Genomic DNA, 22,335 nt, shown 5'->3' on the forward strand with positions numbered 1-22,335 from the left:
GTCGGCTTAGTCGGCACCGCGACGGGGCCCCGGGATTTTCCCAGGGGCCCCGTTTGCGTCTGCACTCGATGTTCTCCTGCCGTAGGCTCACGGACCTGTGAACCTCGACGAATTCTGTTCGTCCGACCAGTGGAGCATGCTCATCGCTGCGGCTGAGCACTCCAAACTCGCTGCCGCACTGGGCGGCTTCCTCATCACCGCGATCGCGTTGTACCTCAAGGGCGATGTGCGAGAGAGCGTGCACACCCTCGCCCTGTTCTCCTCGGCGGTACTGGTCTTGGTTCTCAGCGCCTTCGTATCCGGCACCGTCGTCGGCACGGTGGTGCCCGAAGGCGCTCAACGCGACGGGATCTGCGCCATCGCCTGGGCTCAGGGCGCGCTGGCCACCAGCATGCTGGCGGCCGGCACGGCGGCATTGTTCGGGGGTCTTGGCTGGCTGCTGGCCGGACATGCTGTCGAGAAGCTGGCCGCACCGGAGGCCGCGCCGTCGAACGGCTACCGGTTCCTGACCGGGCTCGGCAGCTGGCTCACCTTCGCCGCAGCGCTGACCACGACCCTGCTGCTGAGCGAAACATCAATCGACTACCTGCATTTCGCGTTTCACGGCCGGCCCGAACGATGGCTCGTCGGGCTCGTCGTGCTCGGCGCGGCAGCGGTGGTGCTGACGTCGTTCGTCCTCGTGTTACGCGCCCCCGGTGAACAATCGTCGTTGGGCGCCCTGAAGGTGGCCACGGTGTGCGTCGTCGTGCTGGGCGTGGGCGCGTCCTGGCTGTCGATGACGCTGGCCCGGTTCCCGAAGGACTGGCTGACCTCCCCCGCGCCACCGATCGTCCTCATGGTGCTTGCCCTGACCTTCGCCCTGCCGGCCGTGATCGCCGGCGCGATCTGCTTTTCCGCGCCCAGCGCACGCGGGATGTGAACCGGCCGGCGACCGGGAGGGTCCACCGGACGGTCCATGTTTTGTAGGGTCGACCCTATGGACAACCTGAATACTCGCTTGGAAGCATTCGCGCCGACGGTGTTGAGTCTGGTCCGTATCGTGTTTGGTTTTCTGTTCACGGCTTTCGGCACCTCGAAGCTGTTCGACTGGCCCATCGCGATGGGCATTCCTACGGGTAACTGGCCGGCCTGGTACGCCGGTCTGATCGAGTTCGTGGGTGGCCTGCTGATCATGACGGGACTGTTCACCCGCATCGCCGCGTTCGTCGCCTCGGGCGCGATGGCGGTCGCCTACTTCTGGCAGCACCAGCCGCTGGCCTTGTGGCCCATCGTGGATCCGCAGTACGGCGGTAACGGCGGTCTGCCGGCGATCCTGTTCTGCTTCGTCTTCTTCTTGCTGGTGTTCACCGGCGGCGGGCCGTACGCGCTCGACGCGCTGCGCAACCGGACACCCCAACCGTCCAAATAACCGGACTGTAGTCCTAATATTTGTCGCATGGCATCGCCTGATCTTGAAACCAAACTGACGTCTCTTACCCCGATCGTGCTGTCGGTGTTCCGCATCATCGTCAGCCTGGTGCTCCTCACCCACGGCGGGGCCCACCTGTTCGGATGGCCGGCAGACATGCAGGCACCCGTCGGCAACTGGCCGTTCTGGTACGGAGGTGTTCTCGAACTCATCACCGGCGTCCTACTGCTGGTCGGGCTGTTCACCCGCGGTGCGGCCTTCCTCGCATCGGGCGCAATGGCTTTCGCGTACTTCAGCCAGCACGCTCCGGAGAGTTTCTGGCCGCTGATCAACAACGGCGAGTCGGCGCTGCTGTTGTGCTTTGGCTTCTTCCTGCTGGTCTTCACCGGCGGCGGCACGCTGGCCGTCGACGCGGTAGTCAAATGCAAGGGCTGAACTCAGCGCGCTTCCCGAGTGCGACGGACTCGAAGCGCCGAACCCAGTCGTAGAGATAACCGGACCGTAGTCCTATTATGGGCGGCATGCCATCGCCTCAGATTGACGCCAAGCTCAATGGACTCGCACCGGTCGTGCTGTCGGTCTTCCGGATCGTGTTCGGCCTGCTACTCACCGTGCACGGAACGTCGAAGCTGTTCGCCTGGCCGATCCCACCGGGTGCCGGTGGCGCGGTTCCCGTAGGCACCTGGCCGTTCTGGTACGCCGGCGTCCTCGAGCTGGTGCTGGGCCTGCTGCTGATCGCCGGCCTGTTCACCCGAGTGGCCGCGTTCATCGCCTCCGGCGAGATGGCGTTCGCGTATTTCACCCAGCATCAGCCCACGGCGCTGTGGCCCATCGAGAACGGCGGCGAACTGGCCGTGCTGTACTGCTTCGGCTTCTTCCTGCTGGTCTTCACCGGCGGGGGCGCACTGGCCGTCGACGCGGCACTCAAGCGCAAGGGCTGAGCTCAGCCCGCTTCCCGACGAGTTTGCGGACGGCCACCGCCGGTGGTCCGTCCAGCCGCCGCAGCCGGTCGTGCGCGTCGCCGCTGATCACCTCGAATAGCAAACCTGTCAACCGGCTGTATCGGTCGGGAGCGGCGTTGCCGCAATCGGGTACTAAACGCGCCTTACGCGTGCGTCAAAGGCTATCGTCACCCCATGAACGACGCACGGATCTGCGGCCACGCCCGATATGTGGGCCGGATCGGTGCGCTCGCGGTCGCCCTCGGCATCGGGGTGGGCCTGACCGCCCTGCCGGCGGTGGCCTGGGCCGAGCCCGACACCTCGTCGGCCGAGACGTCCGGCACCGGCACGGCCGGCACCGCGGGTACCCCCGATACCGGGAGCACCACTGCGGCCGAACCGCAGACCGCGGCGGCGACGGTCACCGCCGCGGAGATCAAGTCCGACACCGAGCAGAAGTCCGACAAGCCCACCACCAAGAAGAACCGAAAAGCGGCGCCGCGCAGCAGTACCCGCACCGCAAAGAAGGCCGCACCGAGCACCGAACCGCAGACCACCAGCACGGCCACTGCGCCGGCGGCCAAAGCCGCGACCAGCACGGCTGCGGCGGCCGCCCCCGCCACCGCACCATCCGCTCCCACCGTGACTGCCGCGGTCAGTTCCGTTGTGCAGCAACCGGCTCCGACGCTCGCGCCCAGGCCCACGACGCCTCCCCTGGTCAAAGCCGTCCAAACCTTCCTCACCGCACTCACCGCCCCATTCCTCGGCGGCGGGTCGGTTCCCCACCTCGAGTTCCCCGGCCTGTGGGTGCTGATGGCCGCCGCCCGCCGTGAACTCGGGCTCTCCGATACCCCCGTCGATACCACCGCCCGCAGCACCGAGACCCAGACGGTCAGCGCGTTGAGCCTCACCGCAGCCGCCACCGCCACGGTCACCAACCAGCCGCCACAACCCGGCACCACCACGCTGGGCAACCCGGATCCCACCACCGGTGCGGTCACCGGTCAGGTGCACGCCACCGACCCCGAGGGCAAGGCGGTGACCTTTGCGTTGGTCACCCCGCCGACGCTGGGCACCGTCAAGTTCAGCTCCACCGGCGCCTTCACCTACACCCCGACCGCCGCGCAGCGCGTCCAAGCCGGCCTCGGTTCGGTTCCCGACGCGGTGTTCCGCGTGACCGCCTATGACGGCAGCACCGCCAAGGTGCCGTTCGACGTCTCGGTGCCGATCGACCCGACCCCGGTACAACTGCTCAGCCCGGTCGGCGCCGGCCAGTCCACCGCCGTCGCGGCCACCAATACCCGGGCCTACCTCACCAACTCCGCGGCCGGCACGCTGACGGTGGTCAACACCCTCGACGGCACCGTCGTCACCACCATCACGGTCGGCACCAACCCCACAGCGGTCGCGGTCCGGCCGGACGGCAAGTACGTCTACGTCGCCGACACCGCGGGCAAGACCATCTCGGTGATCGATGCGGCCACCAATACCGTCAAGCGCACGATCGGCACCAGCGCCACCCCGACCAGCCTGGCCATCAGCCCCTCCGGCGGAACCCTGTTCATCGGCAACGCCACCGGCAAGGTCGCCAAGTTCAGCACATCGACCAATTCGATCACCGGCTGGATCAGCAATACCGTCGGCGCCACGTCGGTGGTCCTCAGCCCCGACGGCAAGAAGCTCTACGCCACCACACCGGCGGGGGTGGCGGTGTACACGACCTCGTCCTGGACCAATTCTGCGAAAGTTCTTGCCATACCGGGGACTTCACCTACCGCCGTGGCGGCAGGCACGGACGGGTCACGGCTGTACGTGGTGACCGACGGCAGCACCGTCAAGGTGCTGGAAACCGCCAAGTACACGGTGGTGGACCAATTCCAGACCACCGCGCCGGTGCGGGCGGCGACGGTCAACAAGGACGGCTCGCTGCTGCTGGTCACCGCGACCACCGGCGAGGTGACGGTCTACAACGCCAAGACCAACGCCCTACTCACCACGCTCGACACCGGCGACACCGTGAGCGGAATCGCCGCCAGTCCCGACGGCATGCAGCTCTACACTGCCGGCGGTAGCGCCATGCGGGTGGTGTCCCTGGTACCCACCAACACCAAACCCGTTGCGGACAAACCGATCACCACATCCAGCGCGGTCACCGGCGTGGTCAGCGGTTCCACCGGGGTCACCGACGCCGACGCCGATCCGCTCAAGATCACCGTGCTCAGCGCACCGGTGCGCGGCAAGGTCACCTTCAGCAGCGACGGCACGTTCACCTACACCCCCACCGCCGCCGCACGGCACAAGGCGGCAGCCGACACCGCGCCGTCCACCGATCTGTCCGACAGCTTCACCTTCACCGTCGACGACGGTCGCCGCGGGGTGGTGCAGCAGACCATCACCGTCACCGTGGTCCCGGCCAACAAGGTGCCGACGGTGAAAACAACTGTGGGTAAAGCTAATTCTTCGACCGGTGTGATCACCGGGTCGGTGAAGGGCACCGACGGCGACGCCGACCGGATCTACTACGAGGGCACCGTATCGACACTGCAGGGCACCGCGGTGGTCAAGGCCGACGGCACCTTCACCTACACCCCGACGATCACCGCGCGGCACGCGGCCGCCGCGGTCACCGGACCCACCCACGACACCTTCACCGTCACCGTCGACGACGGCCACGGCGCGGTGCTCCAGGTGCCGGTCACCGTCAACGTGTTGCCCCGCAACACCGCCCCGACGGCGGCCACCGTGAGCACCCCGGCGGTCAGCGCCTACACCGGCCGGGTGACCGGCCGGCTCACCACCACCGACGCCGACGGCGACACCCTCACCTACACCTCCGCCGGCCCAGCCAAGGGCACGGTGGTGCTCAACCCCGACGGTTCGTTCAGCTACACCCCGTCCGCGGCCGCCCGGGCGGCGGGCACCAGTACCGACACCTTCGCCGTCACGATCAGCGACGGGCACGGCGGCAGCCGGGCCGTCACCGTGACCGTCGCGGTGACCGCCTCCACCCCGGGCAACGACCTGCCCGTGGCCGCGACCAATGCCTATGTGGCGACGGTCGATTCGTCGACGGGCGTGGTCACCGGCCAGGTGAACGCCACCGACAGCACGGCCCTGACCTATCTGCTCAACTCCACCATCGCGAGCACCGTCGGGTCGGTAGTGGTCAATGGCGACGGCACCTTCACCTTCACGCCGAGCACCGCCGCCCGGTATCACTCGTGGTTCACCCCGCAGGCGGACGTGGCGACCTTCACCGTCGCCGCGTACGACGGCCGAGACGGCATCCCGGTCGATGTGGCCGTGCCGATCACCGCCCTGCACCCCGACGCCGACGGCACCCTGACCCTCGCCGAACTGAAAACCCTGGCCGGCACCGGGGATGTCGATGTCAGCAAGAACGCCAATGGCACCGTGCGCAATATCGACGGCACGTTCACCGTCGCGACGGTATCGGACGCGGCGTCGGCGGCCGCGGTGCTCAACAAGGTCGCCGCACTGCTGGGCGCTCCCGCCGGTTTCGCCGACGCGTCGCGGATCGCGGTGTCCAGCAACGCTTTCGGCGGCGACGTGTTCTATCGGCTCACCCAACGAGTCGGCGGGCTGGAGGTGCTGGGCAGCGAGGTGGTGCTGGCCACCGACAGCACCGGCCGGGTGACCGGGCTGGTGAGCAACTACGACTCCGCGCTCGGCAGCGTCAACACCACGCCCACCCCGTCGCTCGGGCACGCCGCCGACGCCGAGGCCATCGTCCGCAACGACCTGCTGACCGGCCTGGCCGGCACCCCCAGCCAGGCCACCAAGGACGCCTTCCTGGCCACCCTGCAGCTGACCACCGATCTGGTGATCTACGACCAGGATGTCAGCGAGAACCTGAACACCCTGGCCCGGTTCCACCCGGCCGCGCTGGCCTGGCGGGTGGTGGTCGACTCGGCCCCGGACAGTCCCTACCCGTCCGAGGGCGTCACCTATTTCATCTACGCCAACGGCAGCAACGCCGGCACCATCTTCTCCGAATTCTCCAGTGCGCAACAGGCGTTGAGCCCGCTACGGTCCAGCGGCACCGACCTGCTCGGCGCCACCCGCACCGTCGGCGCCGGTAATACCGGGTCCGCGCTGGTGCTCAGCGACCCGACCCGCAATATCACCACCTACACCACCACCTACGTCAGCAGTGGCTGGCCCGGGCAGCCCAGCATCCCCGGCACCACCGTCACCTACACCACCAGCTGGGGCACGGCCGCGGTATCGGCGCAGGCCAACATGGCCCGCGTGTACGACTATTACTCGACGGTGCTGGGCCGGACCTCCTTCGACGACAACGGCGCGCCCATCGTGCTCAGCATCGACTACAACCCGAGCGGATCGGCGGCAGCGGGTTGGCGCAACGCGGCGTGGAACGGCTCGGAGTTGGTGTTCGGCGACTCCGGCGCCACCCAGGCCGCCCTGGATCTGGTCGGGCACGAATACACTCACGCGGTCATCCAATACGTCAACGGACTTGCCTATCTCGGTGAGTCCGGCGCGCTGAACGAAGGCTACGCCGACATCATGGGCGCCCTCATCGAGAACAAAACCGGGAGCGGCCGTTGGCTTTTCGCCGAAGACGCGGCCGGCAACCCGTATCGCAGCATGCAGGACCCGTCGGCGTACGGTCAGCCCGAGACGTACGGCGGCCGCTACGTGGATCCCTGCGGGTGCCACGACAACACCACCGACGACTTCGACTACGTGCACAGCAACAGCGGGATCCTGACCTTCGCCGCGTACAAGATGATGGACGCCACCAAGAACGAGGTGTCCGGCGAGCAGTGGGCGCGGGTGTTCTACGAGTCGCTGTATCGCATGCCGTCCACGGCCCGGTTCGTCGACGCCCGCTACGCGGTGATCGCCAGCGCCCGGGCCAACGGATTCACCGCGAGCCAGATCGCGGCGATCAAGACGGCCTTCGACGCGGTCGGCGTGACAGCCTCGGCGCTGTGAGCCCGGCTAGTCCCCGAACACCTTGCGCACCACGGCTTTCGCCCGCCGGGTGACGCGCAGATAGTTGTCCAGGAACTCCCCGCCGTCGCCGTTGGCCCACCCGGACGCCAGGGCGACGGCGTTGAGTTGCCGGCCGGGACCGGGCAGTTGGTCGGTCGGCTTGCCGCGCACCAGCACCAGCGCGTTACGCGCCCGGGTGGCGGTCAGCCAGGCCTGGCGCAGCTGATCGACGTCACCTTCGGCGATCAATTCGGCGGCGCCGATCGCGTTCAGCGTCTGCAGCGTGGAGGTGTTGTGCAGCGCCGGAATCTTGTCGGCGAACCGCAGTTGCAGCAGCTGCACCGTCCACTCCACATCGGCCAGCCCGCCGCGGCCCAGCTTGGTGTGGGTGTTCGGGTCGGCACCGCGCGGCAGCCGTTCGGCGTCCACCCGCGCCTTGATCCGCCGGATCTCCTGCACGGTCTCCGGCGAGATACCACCCTCGGGGTAGCGGGTCTTGTCGATCATCTGCAGGAACCGCTCCCCCAGCTCGGGGTCGCCGGCCACCTTGTGCGCCCGCAGCAGGGCCTGCACCTCCCACGGCTGGGCCCACTGCGCGTAATACGCCTCGTACGAGGACAGGGTGCGCACCAGCGGGCCGTTGCGGCCTTCCGGGCGGAGGTTGGTGTCCACCTCCAGCGGCGGATCCGAGCTCGGCATCCCCAGCAGGCTGCGCACCTGTTCGGCGACCCCGACCGACCAGCGCACCGCGGCTGATTCCTCGACGCCGTGCACCGGCTCGCACACGAACAGCACATCGGCGTCGGACCCGTAGCCCAGTTCGCCGCCACCGAGCCGGCCCATCCCGATCACCGCGATCCGAGCCGGTGGGCCGCCCTGCGGTGACCGGTCGCGAATCACCGCGTCCAGCGCGCACTGCAGCACCGCCACCCAGATACTGGTCAGCGCGTGGCACACGTCGGTGACATCGAGCATGCCGAGCAGATCGGCGGACGCCACCCTGGCCAGTTCGCGGCGGCGCAGGGTGCGCGCCGCGGCGATGGCCCGGGCCGGGTCGGCGTGCCGGGCGGCCGACGCGACCAGGGCGCGTGCCACGCTGTCCGGGTCCACCTCCAGCAGCTTGGGCCCCTGTGGTCCGTCCGCGTACAACTGGATCACCTCGGGCGCCCGCATCAGCAGGTTCGGCACATAGGCCGACGTGCCGAGCACCCGCATCAGCCGTTTGGCCACCGCGCCCTCGTCGCGCAGGGTGGACAGGTACCACCGCAGATCGCCCAGTTCCTCGCTGATCCGGCGGTAGGACAGCAGCCCAGCATCCGGGTCGGGGGTGTCCGAGAGCCAATCCAACAGCGTGGGCAGCAGTACCTTCTGCACCTGGCCGCGCCGGCCGCCCTCGCTGGACAACGCCGCCAGGTGGGTCAGCGCGCTCTGCGGGCCTTCGTAACCCAGCGCGGCGAGCTGACGCTCGGCGGCCTCGGTGCTCATCACGTCGAAGCCTTGGTTGCCAACCGATTCCAGCAACGGCTGGTAGAAGAGCTTGGCGTGCAGCCGCGACACTCGCAGGCTCTGGCGCCGGAGTTCCTCGCGCAGCACCCCGGCGGCGTCATGGCGGCCGTCGGGCCGGATGTGCGCGGCGCGGGCCAGCCAGCGCATCGCCTCCTCGTCGTCGTCCTCGGGCAGCAGGTGGGTGCGTTTGAGGCGCTGTAATTGCAGCCGGTGTTCCAGCAGGCGCAGGAACTCGTAGGAGGCGGTCATATTCGCGGCGTCGTCCCGGCCGATGTACCCGCCCGATCCGAGTGCGGCCAGGGCATCCACCGTCGACGACACGTGCAGCGACTCGTCGTTGCGGCCGTGTACCAGCTGTAGCAACTGCACCGCGAACTCGACATCGCGCAGGCCCCCGGTGCCGAGTTTGAGTTCGCGGGAGCGCACGCCGGCGGGTACCAGTTCTTCCACCCGGCGCCGCATCGCCTGCACGTCGGGCACGAAATCCTCACGCTCACAAGCGGTCCAGACCATCGGCATGAGCGCGGCGATGTACTGCGCGCCGAGGTCGGCATCGCCGACGGCGGCGCGTGCCTTGAGCAGCGCCTGGAACTCCCAGGTCTTGGCCCAGCGCTCGTAGTAGGCGATATGCGATTCGAGGGTGCGCACCAGCTGGCCGCGTTTGCCCTCCGGGCGCAGGGCCGCATCCACCTCGAAGAAGGTGTCGCTGGCAAAGCGCATCATCTCCCCGGCCACCCGCGTGGTGACGGCGTCCGCGGTCTCACCGACGAAGATGACGTCCACATCGCTGACGTAATTGAGTTCGCGCGCACCGCATTTGCCCATCGCGATGACGGCGAGTGTGGGCGCAGGGGTGTCGGTACCGCACACCGTGTTGGTCGCCACCGCCAGCGCAGCGGCCAGGGCGGCGTCGGCCAGGTCGGACAGGTGCGCGCCGACGGTGCTGAACTCCAGCACCGGTTCGTTCTCGACGGTGGGCGCCAGGTCCAGTCCGGCCAGCACCAGCAGCCGGTCCCGGTAGAGGGCGCGCAGCGAGGCCTGCACCGACCGGGTGTCGGTGGTGCTGCACGCGACCGCGACGAATTCGTCGCGCAGTTGGGCGGCGCTGGGCAGGGTGCCCTGGCCGGTCAGCAGATGCCAGGACTGCGGCCGGGCCACCAGGTGATCACCGAGTGCCAGCGATCCGCCGACCACCGAGAACAACCGGCCGCGCAGCGCCTTGTCCTTGAGCAGCGCCCGGTTCAGCTCATCCCAGCCGTCACCCAGTTCGTCGGCCAGCCGCACCATCGTCAGCAGCGCGGCGTCGGCGTCGGGCGCCCGCGACAGCGACCACAACAGTTCGACGTACTCGTCGGTGTTCCAGCCCAGCCGGTCCAGCCGGTCGCGCGCCGGCGCGTCGACGAGGCCGAGCCGTCCTACGCTGGGCAGCTTCGGGCGCTGGGTGGCTGGTTTTGGCACCCAACGAGGCTACCTGGGGCGAGCGAAGCGACGGGGATCGGCTTCCTGGGGCGAGCGAAGCGACGGGGACCTGGCTACAGCGACAAGTAGTTCTTCAGCTCGAACGGGGTGACGGTGCTGCGGTAGCTCTCCCACTCGGTGCGCTTGTTGCGCAGGAAGTAGTCGAAGACGTGCTCCCCCAACGCTTCCGCGACCAGTTCGGAGTGCTCCATCTCGGCCAGCGCCACGCCGAGGCTGCCGGGCAGCTCCTTGTATCCCATGGCGCGGCGTTCTTCGGCGGTCAGGCTCCACACGTTGTCCTCGGCCTGTGGGCCCAGGGTGTAGCCCTTCTCGACCCCACGCAGGCCGGCGGCCAGCAGGACCGCGAACGCCAGGTACGGGTTGCAGGCCGAATCGGGACTGCGCACCTCGACACGACGGCTGGACGCCTTGCGCGGGGTGTACATGGGCACCCGCACCAGGGCCGACCGGTTGGCCGCGCCCCAGGACGCCGCCGTCGGCGCCTCGCCGCCGTGCACCAGCCGTTTGTAGGAGTTGACCCACTGATTGGTGACGGCGCTGATCTCGCTGGCGTGCTCGAGGATGCCTGCGATGAACGACTTGGCGACATCGGAGAGTTGCAGCGGGTCGTCGGGGCTGTGGAAGGCGTTGGTGTCACCCTCGAACAGGCTCATGTGGGTGTGCATGGCCGAGCCGGGATATTCGCTGAACGGCTTGGGCATGAACGACGCCCGCACACCGTCGGCCAGCGCGACCTCCTTGACGACGTAGCGGAACGTCATCACGTTGTCGGCCATGGACAGGGCGTCGGCGTAGCGCAGGTCGATCTCCTGCTGGCCGGGCGCGCCCTCGTGGTGACTGAACTCCACCGAGATGCCCATCTGCTCCAGCGCATCGATGGCATGCCTGCGGAAGTTGGGTGCGGCGTCGTGCACGGCCTGGTCGAAGTAGCCGCCGTTATCGGCGGGCACCGGTACCGAGCCGTCATCCTGGCCCGGCTTGAGCAGGAAGAACTCGATCTCGGGATGCACATAGCAGGAGAAGCCGAGGTCGCTGGCCTTGGCCAGCTGGCGGCGCAGCACGTGCCGGGAATCCGCCCAGGACGGCGACCCGTCGGGCATGGTGATATCGCAGAACATCCGCGCCGAGTAGTGCTTACCGGCGCTCGTCGTCCACGGCAGTACCTGGAAGGTGGACGGGTCGGGGCGCGCCACGGTGTCCGATTCGGAGACCCGGGCGAAGCCCTCGATCGAGGAACCGTCGAAGCCGATGCCCTCTTCGAATGCGCCTTCCAGCTCGGCCGGCGCGATCGCCACCGACTTCAGGTATCCGAGGACGTCGGTGAACCACAGCCGCACGAACCGGATATCGCGTTCCTCCAGCGTGCGCAGCACAAATTCCTTCTGGCGGTCCATGAGCGAAGCCTAGGCAGCGGCTGTTAAATCCGTGTTACACACGTGTCGCGGTTTGGTCGGCGGGGCTCAGCAGCGCAGGCCGGCCGGCGGTGGGGTCAGGCCGACCAGGAAGTTCACCACCGCCGTGTCGACGCAGGCGTCGCCGTTGAAGACGACGGTGTGTTGCGTGCCCTCGAAGGTGATCAGCGAGGCGTTCAGTTCACGGGCCAGGTCGACCCCGGCCTGGTACGGCGTGGCCGGGTCGTGGGTGGTGGACACCACCACCGCCTTCCCGGTGCTCAGCGGCGACGCCTGGTGCGGCACGGTGGTCGCCGGGACCGGCCACAACGCGCACATGTCGCGGGGTGCGTAACCGGTGAAGGTGCCATACTCCATGAACGGCGCGGCGGCCCGCGCCCGCCGGTCGGCCTCGGCCCACACCGCGGGGTCGGTCGGGTACGGCGCGTCCACGCACCGAATCGCGGCGAACGCATCCTGCTGGTTGCCGTAGTGGCCGTTCTCGTCGCGGTGCCAGTAGTCGTCGGCCAACGTCAGCAGGTCGCCGGCGTCGGTGCCGCGGGCCAGGCCGAGCAGCCCGCTGGTGAGGTACTTCCAGTACCGCTGGGTGTAGAGGGCGTTGGCGGTGCCGGTGATGGCGTCGGCGTAGCCGAGTCCGCGCGGGTCCGAGGTGCCGCCGGGGCGCTGCACCAGCGGGTCGATCAGTTGGTGGTAGCGGGCCGAGAACTGGGCGGGGTCGGTGCCCAGCGGGCAATCCGGAGAGCGCGCGCAGTCGGTGGCGTAGTCGGTGAACGCCTCCTGGAAGCCGGCCAGCTGGTTGATGTTCTCACTGATCGGATCCGATCCGGGGTCGACGGCGCCGTCGAGCACCATGGCCCGGACCCGGTCGGGATAGCGGTCGGCGTAGGTGGCACCGAGTTCGGTGCCGTAGGAGAACCCGAGATAGTTGATCTGCTCGTCACCGAGCGCGGCCCGCACCACGTCCATGTCCCTGGCCGCCGACGCGGTTCCGACGGTGGCCAGGAATTCACGGCCCATCCGGTCCAGGCAGGATTGGGCGAACTGCCGGTAGACGTCTTCGATATGGGCCACCCCGGCGGGGCTGTAGTCGGCCAGCGGCTCGCGCCGGTAGGCGTCGAATTCGGCGTCGGTGCGGCACCGCAGTTGCGGTGTCGAATAGCCGACGCCGCGCGGGTCGAAGCCCACCAGGTCGAAACTCTGCCGGATGGCCGTGCCGTCCAACGCGGCCGCCATGCCGGCCACGGTGTCCACCGCCGACGCGCCAGGACCGCCCGGGTTCACCATCAGCGTGCCGATGCGCTGCCCGGTGGCGGGCACCCGGATGACGGCCAATTGCGCTTGCGCCCCTTGGGCATCGCCTTGGGCATCTGGCGCATCCCAGTTGACGGGCACCGGCACGTCGGCGCATTGGGCGCTCGGCAGCGCCTGGGTCACCAGCGGACTGGCCGCGAAGAACCGCTGACAACTGCCCCACACCGCAGGACGGCCGTAGCTCGACTCCGGTTCGGCCTGCGCGGGTGCGCACAACACGCCAGCCGTGATGGGGAGGGCCAGCAGCACCGCGACAATCCTGCCCGCCAGCCACATGGCGCTCATGTTCGCACAGCGAATCGGCGGGGTCTTGGCGGGTGTCGGTGCGGTGACGATCAGCAATCAGACAGTGATGTGGCCGTTATCTCTAGCACCGGGCCCCTGGCGGCGGCACCACCACGTCCACAAGGTATTTCGCGGCGATATCGTCCACGCACGTGTTGCCCTGGAACACCACGGTGTGCTGAGTGCCCTCGAACGTCAGCAACGCCCCGCCGAGCTGCTTGGCCAGGTCCACCCCGGCCTGGTACGGGGTGGCCGGGTCGTTGGTGGTGGACACCACCAGCGTCGGCGGCAGGCCCGACACCTTGAGCTGATGCGGCGTGGAGGTCGGCGGCACCGGCCAGAACGCACAGGTGCCCAGCGGGGCGTGTCCGGTGAAGTCGCCGTAGCTCATGAACGGGGCGACCTCGCGGGCCCGGCGGTCCTCGTCGACGACGGTGGCGCGGTCGGTGATCGGCGGCTCGTCGACACAGTTCACCGCGACCCGCACATCGGTCGAGTTGTTGTAGTGACCGTCGGCGTCGCGGCCCATGTACAGGTCGGCCAGCGCCAGCATGGTGTCGCCACGGCCGTTCTTCAGCTCGGTCAGCCCCTTGGTGAGGTGGCGCCACAGGTTCGGCGAGTACAGCGGCAGGATGGTGCCCACGATGGCGTCGCTGTAGCTCAGGCCGCGGGGGTCCTTGGTCGGGGCGGGCTTGTCCACCAGGGGGTTCACCAGCGAGTGGTACACGTCCACGGCCTTGGCCGGGTCGGTGCCCAGCGGGCAGTCCGGGTTGGTGGCGCAGTCGGCGGCGTAGTTGTCGAAGGCGGTCTGGAACGCCTTGGCCTGGCGGATGTCGGCCTCCACCGGATCGGCGTTCGGGTCCACCGCGCCGTCGAGGATCATCGCGCGCACCTTGTCGGGGAACAGTTCGGCGTAGGTGCCACCGATGCGGGTGCCGTAGGAGTAGCCGAGGTAGGTCAGCTTGTCGTCCCCGACGGCCTGCCGCATGGCGTCCAGATCCTTTGCCACACTGACGGTCCCGACGTTCTCCAGGAATTCGTCGCCCATCTTCTGCTGGCAGCGCGCCACGAAGTCCTTGGTCTCGGACTCGATGTGGGCCACCCCTTCGGGGCTGTAGTCCACCTGCGGGTCGGCCCGCAACCGGTCGTTGTCCTCGTCGGAGTTGCACCACAGCGCCGGTTTGGAGGAGCCGACGCCGCGCGGGTCGAAGCCGACCAGGTCGAAGCGCTGGCGCACCGACTCGGGCAGGGTGCCCACCAGCGACACCGCCGACTCGACACCGGACTCCCCCGGCCCGCCCGGGTTGATGAACAGGGTGCCGACCTTCTGCCCGGTGGCCTTGAAGCGAATCATCGCCAGTTGCGCGACATCACCGTCGGGCTTGTCGTAGTTCACCGGCACCGAGATGAAGCCGCACTCGGCGCCCGACGGGATCCGCGACTCACCGGAGGACGCCTTGCACGGCGCCCACTGCACCGGACTGCCGGGGCGCGGCGCGGAGATGACCGCTCGCCCGTCGACGACATTGCTGCATGCTGTGACGACGAGCAGCACCGAGGCGGCCGCGAGAATGCCGCGCGTGAACTTCATGGCTGACCATGCTGCCATGGGTCCCCATCGGGGCTGGTGAGGCTACCCCGTGGCGTCCAGCAACTCGTCGAGGGCGACCGCGAAATCGTCGGCCATATCCCACAGGTCAGGCAGCAATTCCGGGCAGGAGATGATGCCGACGTCGAGCTTGCCGTTGAGCGACATGACGGTGATGTTCAGTCCCGAGCCGTGGAAGATCGGGCCCAGCGGGTACATCGATTTGACCTCGCAGCCGAGCAGGTACAGCGGGACCTGCGGACCCGGCACGTTGGAGACCACCAAGTTGTGCACGGGCACCGCCGCCGACAGGTTGCTGCGGGCGTAGACGCGCATCGCGATGCCGAACACCGCCGGGGCGGCGAACTGCGACCAGTCCTGCAGCAGGGTCGCCCCGATCGCCGAACTATGTTGTTTGGCAACGGAATTGGCCGATGCAATGGCCATCAACCGCTCGCCCGCATCGTCGATGTTGGTGTGCAGGGACGAGAACATCCCCGACACCTGGTTGCGGCCGGGCCGGTCGGACTTGTCGTGCACCGAGACCGGGATCATCGCCACCAACGTGGAATCGGGCAGTTCGCCGCGATCGAGCAGGAAGCGCCGCAGCACGCCGGACACCAGCGCCATCACCACGTCGTTGACCTTGACCCCGAAGTGGGCCCGCACCTTCTTGATGTCGTCGAGATCCAGCTCGGCGAAGGCGATGTTGCGGTGCCCGGTGACATTCGCGTTGAACGCCGTCTTGGGGGCAGCGAACGGCGCGGCCATGGTGAGGCCCTTGGTGGCCCGGCGCGCGGTGTCGATGACGGTCGAGACGGTGGAGGGCAGTACGTTCATCAGCTTCAGCGGGCGGGTGGCGAATCTGATGGCGCCGTTGACCGCGATCTCCAGTTCGGACGCACTACCCGCACCGGGAACCGGGTCCGGCGGCGGCGCGTCGGGTTCGGTGCTGCACAGCGTGGACATCAGGTTGGCGCCGGTGACCCCGTCGACGGCGGAGTGGTGCACCTTGGTCATCAACGCCAGCTTGCCGCCGGCGTGCGCGTCGGTGCCCGCAACGTTCTCGATGACCCACATCTCCCACAGCGGGCGGCTGCGGTCCAGCGGCAGCGACGCGATGTGCCCGCAGATCTCGGCGAGTTCGGCGCGCCCACCAGGGGCAGGCAGCCCGATCCGGTGCAGGTGGCGCTGGACGTCAAATTCGTTGTCCTCCACCCACACCGGGTGATCCGGATTGAATCTGCTGTCGGCGAGTTTCGCCCGGAATTCGGGCATCGCCTTGACCCGCATGGCGAGCTCGTCGCGTAACCGGTCGAAGGTGTAGCCGCCGGGCACCGTCGAGGTGTCGAGCTCCAGGATGGAACACACATGCAAGGGCTGCGCTGCGGTTTCGAGGTACAGGAAGCTGGCGTCGAGTCCGCTCAGTCTTTGCATGACGCCGATGGTAGGTGGGGACTGCGGTGATGTGAGGAAATCCACTCAACCCGTCATTCACGTTCGCGATCTCGGGTGGCACACTGGCTGTGTCAGACGACCCGGGGACCGAGCAACGGCCTCGAGGATCAACCCGACAACACATATCGAGGGACAATGATGTCTGAGCAGTCGGTCTATGGTGCGACCAGCACGAGCACTGCCACCCCGCGGACCAAGGTCCGCACCCATCACCTGCAGAAGTGGAAGGCCGAAGGCCACAAGTGGGCCATGCTCACCGCCTACGACTTCTCCACCGCCCGCATCTTCGACGACGCCGGCATCCCGGTGCTGCTGGTCGGGGATTCGGCCGCCAATGTCGTCTACGGCTATGACACGACGGTGCGGGTCACCGTCGACGAGCTGATCCCCCTGGTGAGCGCCGTCGTGCGCGGAGCCGAACATGCCCTGGTGGTGGCGGATCTGCCATTCGGCAGCTACGAGTCCAGCCCGGCGCAGGCCCTCGCGACGGCGACGCGGTTCATGAAGGAAACCGGCGCTCACGCGGTGAAGTTGGAGGGCGGCGAGCGCGTGGCCGAGCAGATCGCCACCCTGACCCAGGCCGGTATCCCGGTCATCGCCCATATCGGCTTCACCCCGCAAAGCGTCAACAGCCTGGGCGGTTACCGCGTCCAGGGCCGTGGCGACGCCGGCGATCAGACCATCCACGACGCGATCGCGGTGGCCGAGGCCGGTGCGGTGGCGGTGGTGCTGGAGATGGTGCCCGCCGAGCTGGCCACCCAGATCACCGGCAAGCTGACCATCCCCACCGTCGGCATCGGCGCCGGTCCCAACTGCGATGCGCAGGTGCTGGTGTGGCAGGACATGGCCGGACTGACGTCGGGCAAGACCGCCAAGTTCGTCAAGAAGTTCGCCCAGATCGGCGACGTATTGCGCAGTGCTGCAACGCAATACGCCGACGAGGTGGCTGCCGGGGTGTTCCCGGCACAGGAGCACTCCTACTAGGAAAATTCCGGGGCACGCTTGCCGAGGAACGCCGCGATGCCTTCTTTCCCGTCCGGAGCGGAGGCATTCGCGGCGATATGGCGCGCCTCGTGCTCCAGCTGGGTCTCATAGCCCGCGGAGTAGGTACTCAGCAGCAGCTTCTTGACCGAGGCGTAGGAGCCGCGCGCACCGGCAGCCACCTTGGCCGCCAGCGCTTCCAGCCACTGGGGCAGCTCGGCGTCGGGCACCACCTCGGTGACCAGACCCCACGCCAGCGCCTCGGGAGCCTTGAGCACCCGGTTGGTGATCATCAGGTCCTGCGTGCGGCGCAGTCCGATCAGGCGTGGGAGCACATAGGACGCACCGCCGTCGGGGCTCAGACCGGCCTTGGTGTAGGCCATGGTGAACGACGCCGATTCGGCAGCCAGCACCAGGTCCCCCGAGACGCCCAGCGAGAAGCCGGCGCCGGCGGCCACGCCGTTCACGGCGGTGATCAGCACGGCGTCCATCCGGGCGAAGGTCGACATCGCGCGGTGCAGGTCGTCGGCGATGCCCTTGACGAACACTCCCGGATCCGGCGCGGCGGCCATGGCCTTGAGATCGCCGCCCGCGCAGAAGAACCGGCCGGCGCCGGTCAGGGTGACCACCTTGGTGCCCGGGCTGTCGCACAGCGCGGCCGCGGCGGCCAGGTCGCGGGTCATCGCGTCGTTCATCCCGTTCGCCGCGTCCGGCCGGTTCAGCACGATGCTGGTGACGGGCCCGGACTGGGTAAACGTCAGCGTCTCGAATTCGCTCATGCCCAAACGGTATTACGTCGCCGCTGCGGTCTGTAATGCGAGTCGGGTTTCGGCGGTGGCCCGCAGCGCCGCGAAATCACCGTCGTACCCCAGGGTGCGCAACGCGCCGTCGGCGCTGATCCACGGTTGGTCCGGTGGGCAGGCCCCGTCGTCGGACCGGCGATTGATGGCCGATTCGGCAAGCCGGAATGGCAGATCATCGGCGTCGGCGGGGCCTGCGCACTCGGCGATCACCGTCGCAGCCAGGCCGCGGTAACGCTCGCGTAGTTCGGCCCGCCGGCGGCGGAACTGTCCGAACCGGTCCACCCGGAGCTCGGGCAGCAGGTACAGCGCGCCCAGGTTCCATCGACTGCGGCACAGCTGGGCGACGTCGGCGACGATCAGCGTGTACAGCTGCCCTGCGGCCGGGCCGCCCTCGCTGTCGAGTTCGGCGGCCAGCCGCAGTGGTGACTCCACCGTGCCGGCCAGCAGGGCGTCCAGGATGTCGTCCTTGGTGGCGAAGTGGTGATAGAGCGAGGCCTGGCGCATACCGACGGCGTCGGCGATCCGCCGGGTGGAGGTGTTGGCGTATCCGTGTTCGGTGAACAGTTCTGCCGCGGCGTCGAGGATCTCATCACGCGGCGTATGCCCTGGCCTGCGCGGTTGCTCCAACCTCGGACGTCCACGGCCATCGGTGCTCATCGGGCCATTGTGACACCGGACCTAATTTCTATCAGTTGATAGAAATTGTCACCTGGCCGTAACAATGCCGTCACGAGCACGGAATGCGCACCCTTAAAACTTTCAAGTGACAGTTAAGGAGGCCCGGCAGATGGCAGGAACGAGTTCGACCGAGGGCGCGCGGTCCCATGCCCGCGCCCAGGCCGCCACGGCGGCGCTGCGCGTACCACCCACCCCGGACGGGGTGACCGAGCTGCGCTGGGCCGAGGTCGTCCCGGCGGGTTCCTATGCCACCGCGGTGCTCGGCCGCGGAACCCGGCTGCGGCTGATCGACCCCGCCGGCGGCGCCTGTGCTCACCTGCTGCTGTTCCGCGCCGACGCCCCGTGGGAGCGGCTCAACGTGGCCGACACCGTCAAGGTGCCCTGGCAGGCGTACCTCGGCACCGGCCATCCCCTGCTGTCCGATCAGGGCCGGGTGCTGGCCACCGTCGTCGCCGACACCTCGGGCCATCACGACACCCTGTGCGGACCGACCCCGGCCGGGCAGGCGCAGCTACTGCTGGGCGTGCATAAGCACGGACTGGACATCCGCGATGTGGCACCGTCGGTGTCCTTCTTCAAGGGCACCCATGTGCAGGCGGACGGCGGTATCGCCTTCACCGGCACGGCGGGACCAGGCGGTTCGGTCGACCTGCTGGTGCATCTGCCGGTGGTCGTCGTGGTGTCCAACAGCGCGCACCCGCTCGACCCCGAACCCGCAGTGACCGATCTGGACGTGCTGGCCTGGCGTGCCGACGACCAGTTGCACACTCCCGTCAACGACGAGCCCGAATACCTGCGCGCCCTGTTCAACACCGAAAGCACCTGGGCCGCTGCACGAAACGGAGACATCTGATGACCACGTTCGAGGTGGCCGCGCGCGCACCCTGGTCGGCCATCGTGCCCGCAGGCCACACCCTGCAGATCGTCGACCTGCACGGCAACCAGGCCGTGGACACCCTGTTCTACGGCGTCACGCAGGGCCGCCCCGACCCGGCATTGCGCTACAACGCCCAGACAACCGTTGCCGCCCAACGCAATATCTTCCTGTCGACAGGTTCGGTGCTGCGCGCCTCGGACGGCACGGCGTTGATGACCATCGTGGCCGACGAGGTCGGCAACCACGACACCATCGCCGGTGCCTGCTCCAAGGAGTCCAACACACTGCGCTACGGCCACCACACCGTGCACCAGCACGCCTGCGCCGAGAACTTCCTCGCCGAGGCCACCCGCTGGGGCATGGGCAAGCGTGACATCGTCTCCAACGTCAACTTCTTCATGTACGTGCCGGTTGAGGACGACGGCACCCTGGGCATCGTGGACGGCCTGTCGGCGCCGGGCAAGTCGCTGACGTTGCGCGCCGAAATCGACACGCTGGTACTGGTATCCAACTGCCCGCAGATCAACAACCCGTGCAACGGTTTCAACCCGACACCGGTGCAGATGGTGATCGCGTGAGCACGTGCGTCGTCGAGGTGCTACGCCCCGGCATGCTCACCACGGTGCAGGACTGGCCCGGCCGAATCGGCTTCTGGCACATCGGCGTTCCTCCCTCCGGACCGATGGACGACCTGTCGTTCCGGATCGGGAACCGGGTGCTGGGCAACGCCGAAGGCCTGGCCGGCCTGGAATGCACCCGCAGCGGGCCCGCGCTGCGCTTCCCCGACGGCGGCCGGGTATGCGTAACGGGCGCACCGGTGCCGGTGACGGTGGACGGTATCCGGGTGCCGCAATGGCAGTCGGTGACCGTGCCCGCCGGTGGTGTGCTCGACGTCGGCACGCTGTCCGGGCCGGGTATGCGGTGCTACGTGCTGGTGGCCGGTGGCCTGGTGGAGCCCGAATACCTGGACAGCACAGCGACATTCACCCTCGGATCCTTCGGCGGACACGATGGCCGGGCGCTGCGCGCCGGTGACGCGCTGCAGGCGGACACCGATCCGGGACCACACCACGACCGGCCCGAGCGCGACGCCAGGGCCGCCATCGACGAACAGCCCAGCATCGGGCACCGCTGGGAAATCGCGGTCACCGAGGGACCGCACGGCGCACCAGAGTTCTTCACCCGCGCCGATATCGACACCATCATCGGCACCGATTACACGGTGCACTTCAACTCCGACCGCACCGGTGTCCGGCTGGAAGGGCCCAAACCGCAGTGGGCCCGCACCGACGGCGGTGAGGCCGGCCTGCACCCGTCCAATATCCACGACAACGCCTACTGCGTGGGCGCGCTCGACTTCACCGGTGACACCCCTATCCTGCTCGGCCCCGACGGCCCGAGCCTGGGTGGCTTCGTCTGCCCCGTCACCGTCGTCGGCGGCGATCGCTGGAAACTGGGCCAACTCGCACCCGGCGACACGGTGCGATTCGTCCCGGTGCGCGCCGACCGGGCGCCCTCGCTGCGCAGCATCGACATGGACCGTCGGGCCTCGATGCCGTGGGTGCAATCCAGCGGCGGCGACGGCGATGACGGTGTGCTGAGGCGGTTCAGCGCCGCCGACGGCACCGAGGTGACGATGCGCCGCGCCGGGGACGGTGGTGTGCTCGTCGAATACGGACAGATGGTGCTCGACCTGGTGCTGCGGGCCCGCGTACACGTGCTCTACGAACACCTGCTGGCCCAGGCCGTCCCGGGGGTGACCGAGCTGACGCCGGGGGTGCGCTCCCTGCAGGTGCAGTTCGACCCCGCCGTGCTGTCCATGGCCGAGGTGGTCGACCTGATCGCCCGAACCGACGAAAGCCTGCCCGCCTCCACCGAACTGGTCGTGCCCAGCCGGACCGTTCGGCTCCCGCTGTCCTGGGATGATCCGGCCACCCGCGAGGCCATCCAGCGGTACATGCACGGGGTGCGGGCCGATGCGCCGTGGTGCCCGTGGAATATCGAGTTCATCCGTCGCATCAACGGCCTGGCGGACGTGGCACAGGTCTACGACATCGTGTTCGACGCCGAGTATCTGGTGCTGGGCCTGGGTGACGTGTACCTGGGCGCGCCGGTGGCCACTCCCCTGGATCCGCGCCATCGGCTGGTCACCACCAAGTACAACCCGGCCCGCACCTGGACCCCGGAGAACGCCGTCGGGATCGGCGGGGCCTATATGTGCGTCTACGGTATGGAAGGCCCGGGCGGTTACCAGTTCGTCGGGCGCACCACCCAGGTGTGGAATCACCGGCATCCGGCCGACTCGCGATCCTTCGAACCGGGCACGCCGTGGTTGCTGCGGTACTTCGACCGGATCAGCTTCTACCCGGTGAGTGCGGACGAGCTGCTCGATCTGCGTGCGGACATGGCGGCCGGGCGCGGGCAGGTGCAGATCGCCGACGGCACGTTCGACCTCGGTGACTACCGCGGGTTCCTGGCCGCCCACGCGGACTCGATCGCGAGCTTCCGTGCGCAGCAAGCCGCGGCGTTCGGCGCCGAGCGGCAGGCCTGGGATCGCGCCGGCGAGTTCCGGCGAGCGGGCTGAGCCGTTTGTTCACCTGGATGTGGGAACCTGTTCACGACTTT

At 68.4% G+C, this 22,335-nt stretch carries 16 protein-coding genes; 9 read left to right on the forward strand and 7 right to left on the reverse strand.

The window, feature by feature from the left end:
* The first annotated feature begins 97 nt into the window (after positions 1-97).
* The 5 genes from SBI67_RS15540 (at position 98) to SBI67_RS15560 (ending at position 7,332) form a co-directional block, all read left to right on the forward strand.
* A complete protein-coding gene (locus tag SBI67_RS15540; protein WP_318981428.1) occupies positions 98-919 on the forward strand; it encodes a hypothetical protein in 822 nt (273 codons plus the stop codon).
* 57 nt (positions 920-976) lie between these two features.
* Positions 977-1,408 (forward strand): DoxX family protein, encoded by a 432-nt coding sequence (locus SBI67_RS15545; RefSeq protein ID WP_318981429.1) that lies wholly within the window; start codon positions 977-979, stop codon positions 1,406-1,408.
* A gap of 27 nt (positions 1,409-1,435) precedes the next feature.
* Complete coding sequence (locus SBI67_RS15550; RefSeq protein ID WP_318981430.1) at positions 1,436-1,843, forward strand: DoxX family protein; 408 nt, start codon at positions 1,436-1,438, stop codon at positions 1,841-1,843.
* A gap of 77 nt (positions 1,844-1,920) precedes the next feature.
* A complete protein-coding gene (locus SBI67_RS15555; RefSeq protein ID WP_413232496.1) occupies positions 1,921-2,349 on the forward strand; it encodes a DoxX family protein in 429 nt (142 codons plus the stop codon).
* Between the two features lie 195 nt (positions 2,350-2,544).
* Positions 2,545-7,332, forward strand: coding sequence for a cadherin-like domain-containing protein (locus SBI67_RS15560; RefSeq protein WP_318981432.1), 4,788 nt, complete (start codon positions 2,545-2,547; stop codon positions 7,330-7,332).
* A gap of 6 nt (positions 7,333-7,338) precedes the next feature.
* Here the strand turns inward: SBI67_RS15560 and SBI67_RS15565 are convergent, their stop codons facing one another.
* The 5 genes from SBI67_RS15565 to SBI67_RS15585 form a co-directional block, all read right to left on the reverse strand.
* Positions 7,339-10,296 carry a bifunctional [glutamine synthetase] adenylyltransferase/[glutamine synthetase]-adenylyl-L-tyrosine phosphorylase gene (locus SBI67_RS15565; RefSeq protein WP_318981433.1) on the reverse strand — a complete coding sequence of 986 codons (2,958 nt, stop codon included), beginning with the start codon at positions 10,294-10,296 and terminating at the stop codon, positions 7,339-7,341.
* A gap of 74 nt (positions 10,297-10,370) precedes the next feature.
* Positions 10,371-11,711 (reverse strand): type I glutamate--ammonia ligase, encoded by a 1,341-nt coding sequence (gene glnA / locus SBI67_RS15570; protein WP_318981434.1) that lies wholly within the window; start codon positions 11,709-11,711, stop codon positions 10,371-10,373.
* Between the two features lie 66 nt (positions 11,712-11,777).
* Positions 11,778-13,325 carry an alpha/beta hydrolase gene (locus tag SBI67_RS15575; protein ID WP_318981435.1) on the reverse strand — a complete coding sequence of 516 codons (1,548 nt, stop codon included), beginning with the start codon at positions 13,323-13,325 and terminating at the stop codon, positions 11,778-11,780.
* Positions 13,326-13,407: 82 nt separating this feature from the next.
* Positions 13,408-14,916: an alpha/beta hydrolase gene (locus SBI67_RS15580; RefSeq protein WP_318981436.1), complete on the reverse strand. Its 1,509-nt coding sequence runs from the start codon at positions 14,914-14,916 to the stop codon at positions 13,408-13,410.
* Between the two features lie 42 nt (positions 14,917-14,958).
* The gene (locus SBI67_RS15585) at positions 14,959-16,350 is read right to left on the reverse strand and encodes a WS/DGAT/MGAT family O-acyltransferase (protein WP_318981437.1); all 1,392 of its coding nucleotides are present in this window, start codon (positions 16,348-16,350) and stop codon (positions 14,959-14,961) included.
* Between the two features lie 159 nt (positions 16,351-16,509).
* Here SBI67_RS15585 and panB point away from each other — a divergent pair, with 159 nt between their 5' ends.
* The gene (panB, locus tag SBI67_RS15590; protein WP_318981953.1) at positions 16,510-17,355 is read left to right on the forward strand and encodes a 3-methyl-2-oxobutanoate hydroxymethyltransferase; all 846 of its coding nucleotides are present in this window, start codon (positions 16,510-16,512) and stop codon (positions 17,353-17,355) included.
* On the opposite strand, the gene SBI67_RS15595 is transcribed toward panB, so the two are convergent.
* Positions 17,352-18,131 carry an enoyl-CoA hydratase/isomerase family protein gene (locus SBI67_RS15595; RefSeq protein ID WP_318981438.1) on the reverse strand — a complete coding sequence of 260 codons (780 nt, stop codon included), beginning with the start codon at positions 18,129-18,131 and terminating at the stop codon, positions 17,352-17,354. The two genes, panB and SBI67_RS15595, sit on opposite strands and share 4 nt — an antisense overlap.
* A gap of 12 nt (positions 18,132-18,143) precedes the next feature.
* Positions 18,144-18,812 carry a TetR/AcrR family transcriptional regulator gene (locus SBI67_RS15600; RefSeq protein WP_318981439.1) on the reverse strand — a complete coding sequence of 223 codons (669 nt, stop codon included), beginning with the start codon at positions 18,810-18,812 and terminating at the stop codon, positions 18,144-18,146.
* 130 nt (positions 18,813-18,942) lie between these two features.
* Here SBI67_RS15600 and SBI67_RS15605 point away from each other — a divergent pair, with 130 nt between their 5' ends.
* Genes SBI67_RS15605 through SBI67_RS15615 form a run of 3 tightly spaced genes read left to right on the forward strand, consistent with a single transcriptional unit; the run spans position 18,943 to position 22,294 of the window.
* Complete coding sequence (locus tag SBI67_RS15605) at positions 18,943-19,686, forward strand: DUF1989 domain-containing protein (protein WP_318981440.1); 744 nt, start codon at positions 18,943-18,945, stop codon at positions 19,684-19,686.
* Positions 19,686-20,288 carry an urea amidolyase associated protein UAAP2 gene (locus tag SBI67_RS15610; RefSeq protein WP_266048127.1) on the forward strand — a complete coding sequence of 201 codons (603 nt, stop codon included), beginning with the start codon at positions 19,686-19,688 and terminating at the stop codon, positions 20,286-20,288. Before SBI67_RS15605 ends, SBI67_RS15610 begins: the two co-directional genes overlap by 1 nt.
* Positions 20,289-20,320: 32 nt before the next feature.
* Positions 20,321-22,294 (forward strand): 5-oxoprolinase/urea amidolyase family protein, encoded by a 1,974-nt coding sequence (locus tag SBI67_RS15615; RefSeq protein ID WP_413232522.1) that lies wholly within the window; start codon positions 20,321-20,323, stop codon positions 22,292-22,294.
* The last annotated feature ends 41 nt before the right edge of the window (positions 22,295-22,335 follow it).

Source organism: Mycolicibacterium chengduense (genome assembly GCF_033741155.1).
Classification (GTDB): domain Bacteria; phylum Actinomycetota; class Actinomycetes; order Mycobacteriales; family Mycobacteriaceae; genus Mycobacterium.

Bases quoted from the DNA above. Each gene is read 5' to 3' on its own strand.
- SBI67_RS15560 (WP_318981432.1), top strand. From the start codon at position 2,545: ATGAACGACGCACGGATCTGCGGCCACGCCCGATATGTGGGCCGGATC.
- SBI67_RS15610 (WP_266048127.1), top strand. From the start codon at position 19,686: ATGACCACGTTCGAGGTGGCCGCGCGCGCACCCTGGTCGGCCATCGTG.
- SBI67_RS15615 (WP_413232522.1), top strand. From the start codon at position 20,321: ATGCTCACCACGGTGCAGGACTGGCCCGGCCGAATCGGCTTCTGGCAC.
- SBI67_RS15580 (WP_318981436.1), bottom strand. From the start codon at position 14,916: ATGAAGTTCACGCGCGGCATTCTCGCGGCCGCCTCGGTGCTGCTCGTC.
- SBI67_RS15600 (WP_318981439.1), bottom strand. From the start codon at position 18,812: ATGAGCACCGATGGCCGTGGACGTCCGAGGTTGGAGCAACCGCGCAGG.
- SBI67_RS15555 (WP_413232496.1), top strand. From the start codon at position 1,921: ATGGGCGGCATGCCATCGCCTCAGATTGACGCCAAGCTCAATGGACTC.
- SBI67_RS15585 (WP_318981437.1), bottom strand. From the start codon at position 16,350: ATGCAAAGACTGAGCGGACTCGACGCCAGCTTCCTGTACCTCGAAACC.
- SBI67_RS15550 (WP_318981430.1), top strand. From the start codon at position 1,436: ATGGCATCGCCTGATCTTGAAACCAAACTGACGTCTCTTACCCCGATC.
- SBI67_RS15595 (WP_318981438.1), bottom strand. From the start codon at position 18,131: ATGAGCGAATTCGAGACGCTGACGTTTACCCAGTCCGGGCCCGTCACC.
- glnA (WP_318981434.1), bottom strand. From the start codon at position 11,711: ATGGACCGCCAGAAGGAATTTGTGCTGCGCACGCTGGAGGAACGCGAT.
- SBI67_RS15545 (WP_318981429.1), top strand. From the start codon at position 977: ATGGACAACCTGAATACTCGCTTGGAAGCATTCGCGCCGACGGTGTTG.
- SBI67_RS15605 (WP_318981440.1), top strand. From the start codon at position 18,943: ATGGCAGGAACGAGTTCGACCGAGGGCGCGCGGTCCCATGCCCGCGCC.
- SBI67_RS15575 (WP_318981435.1), bottom strand. From the start codon at position 13,325: ATGAGCGCCATGTGGCTGGCGGGCAGGATTGTCGCGGTGCTGCTGGCC.
- panB (WP_318981953.1), top strand. From the start codon at position 16,510: ATGTCTGAGCAGTCGGTCTATGGTGCGACCAGCACGAGCACTGCCACC.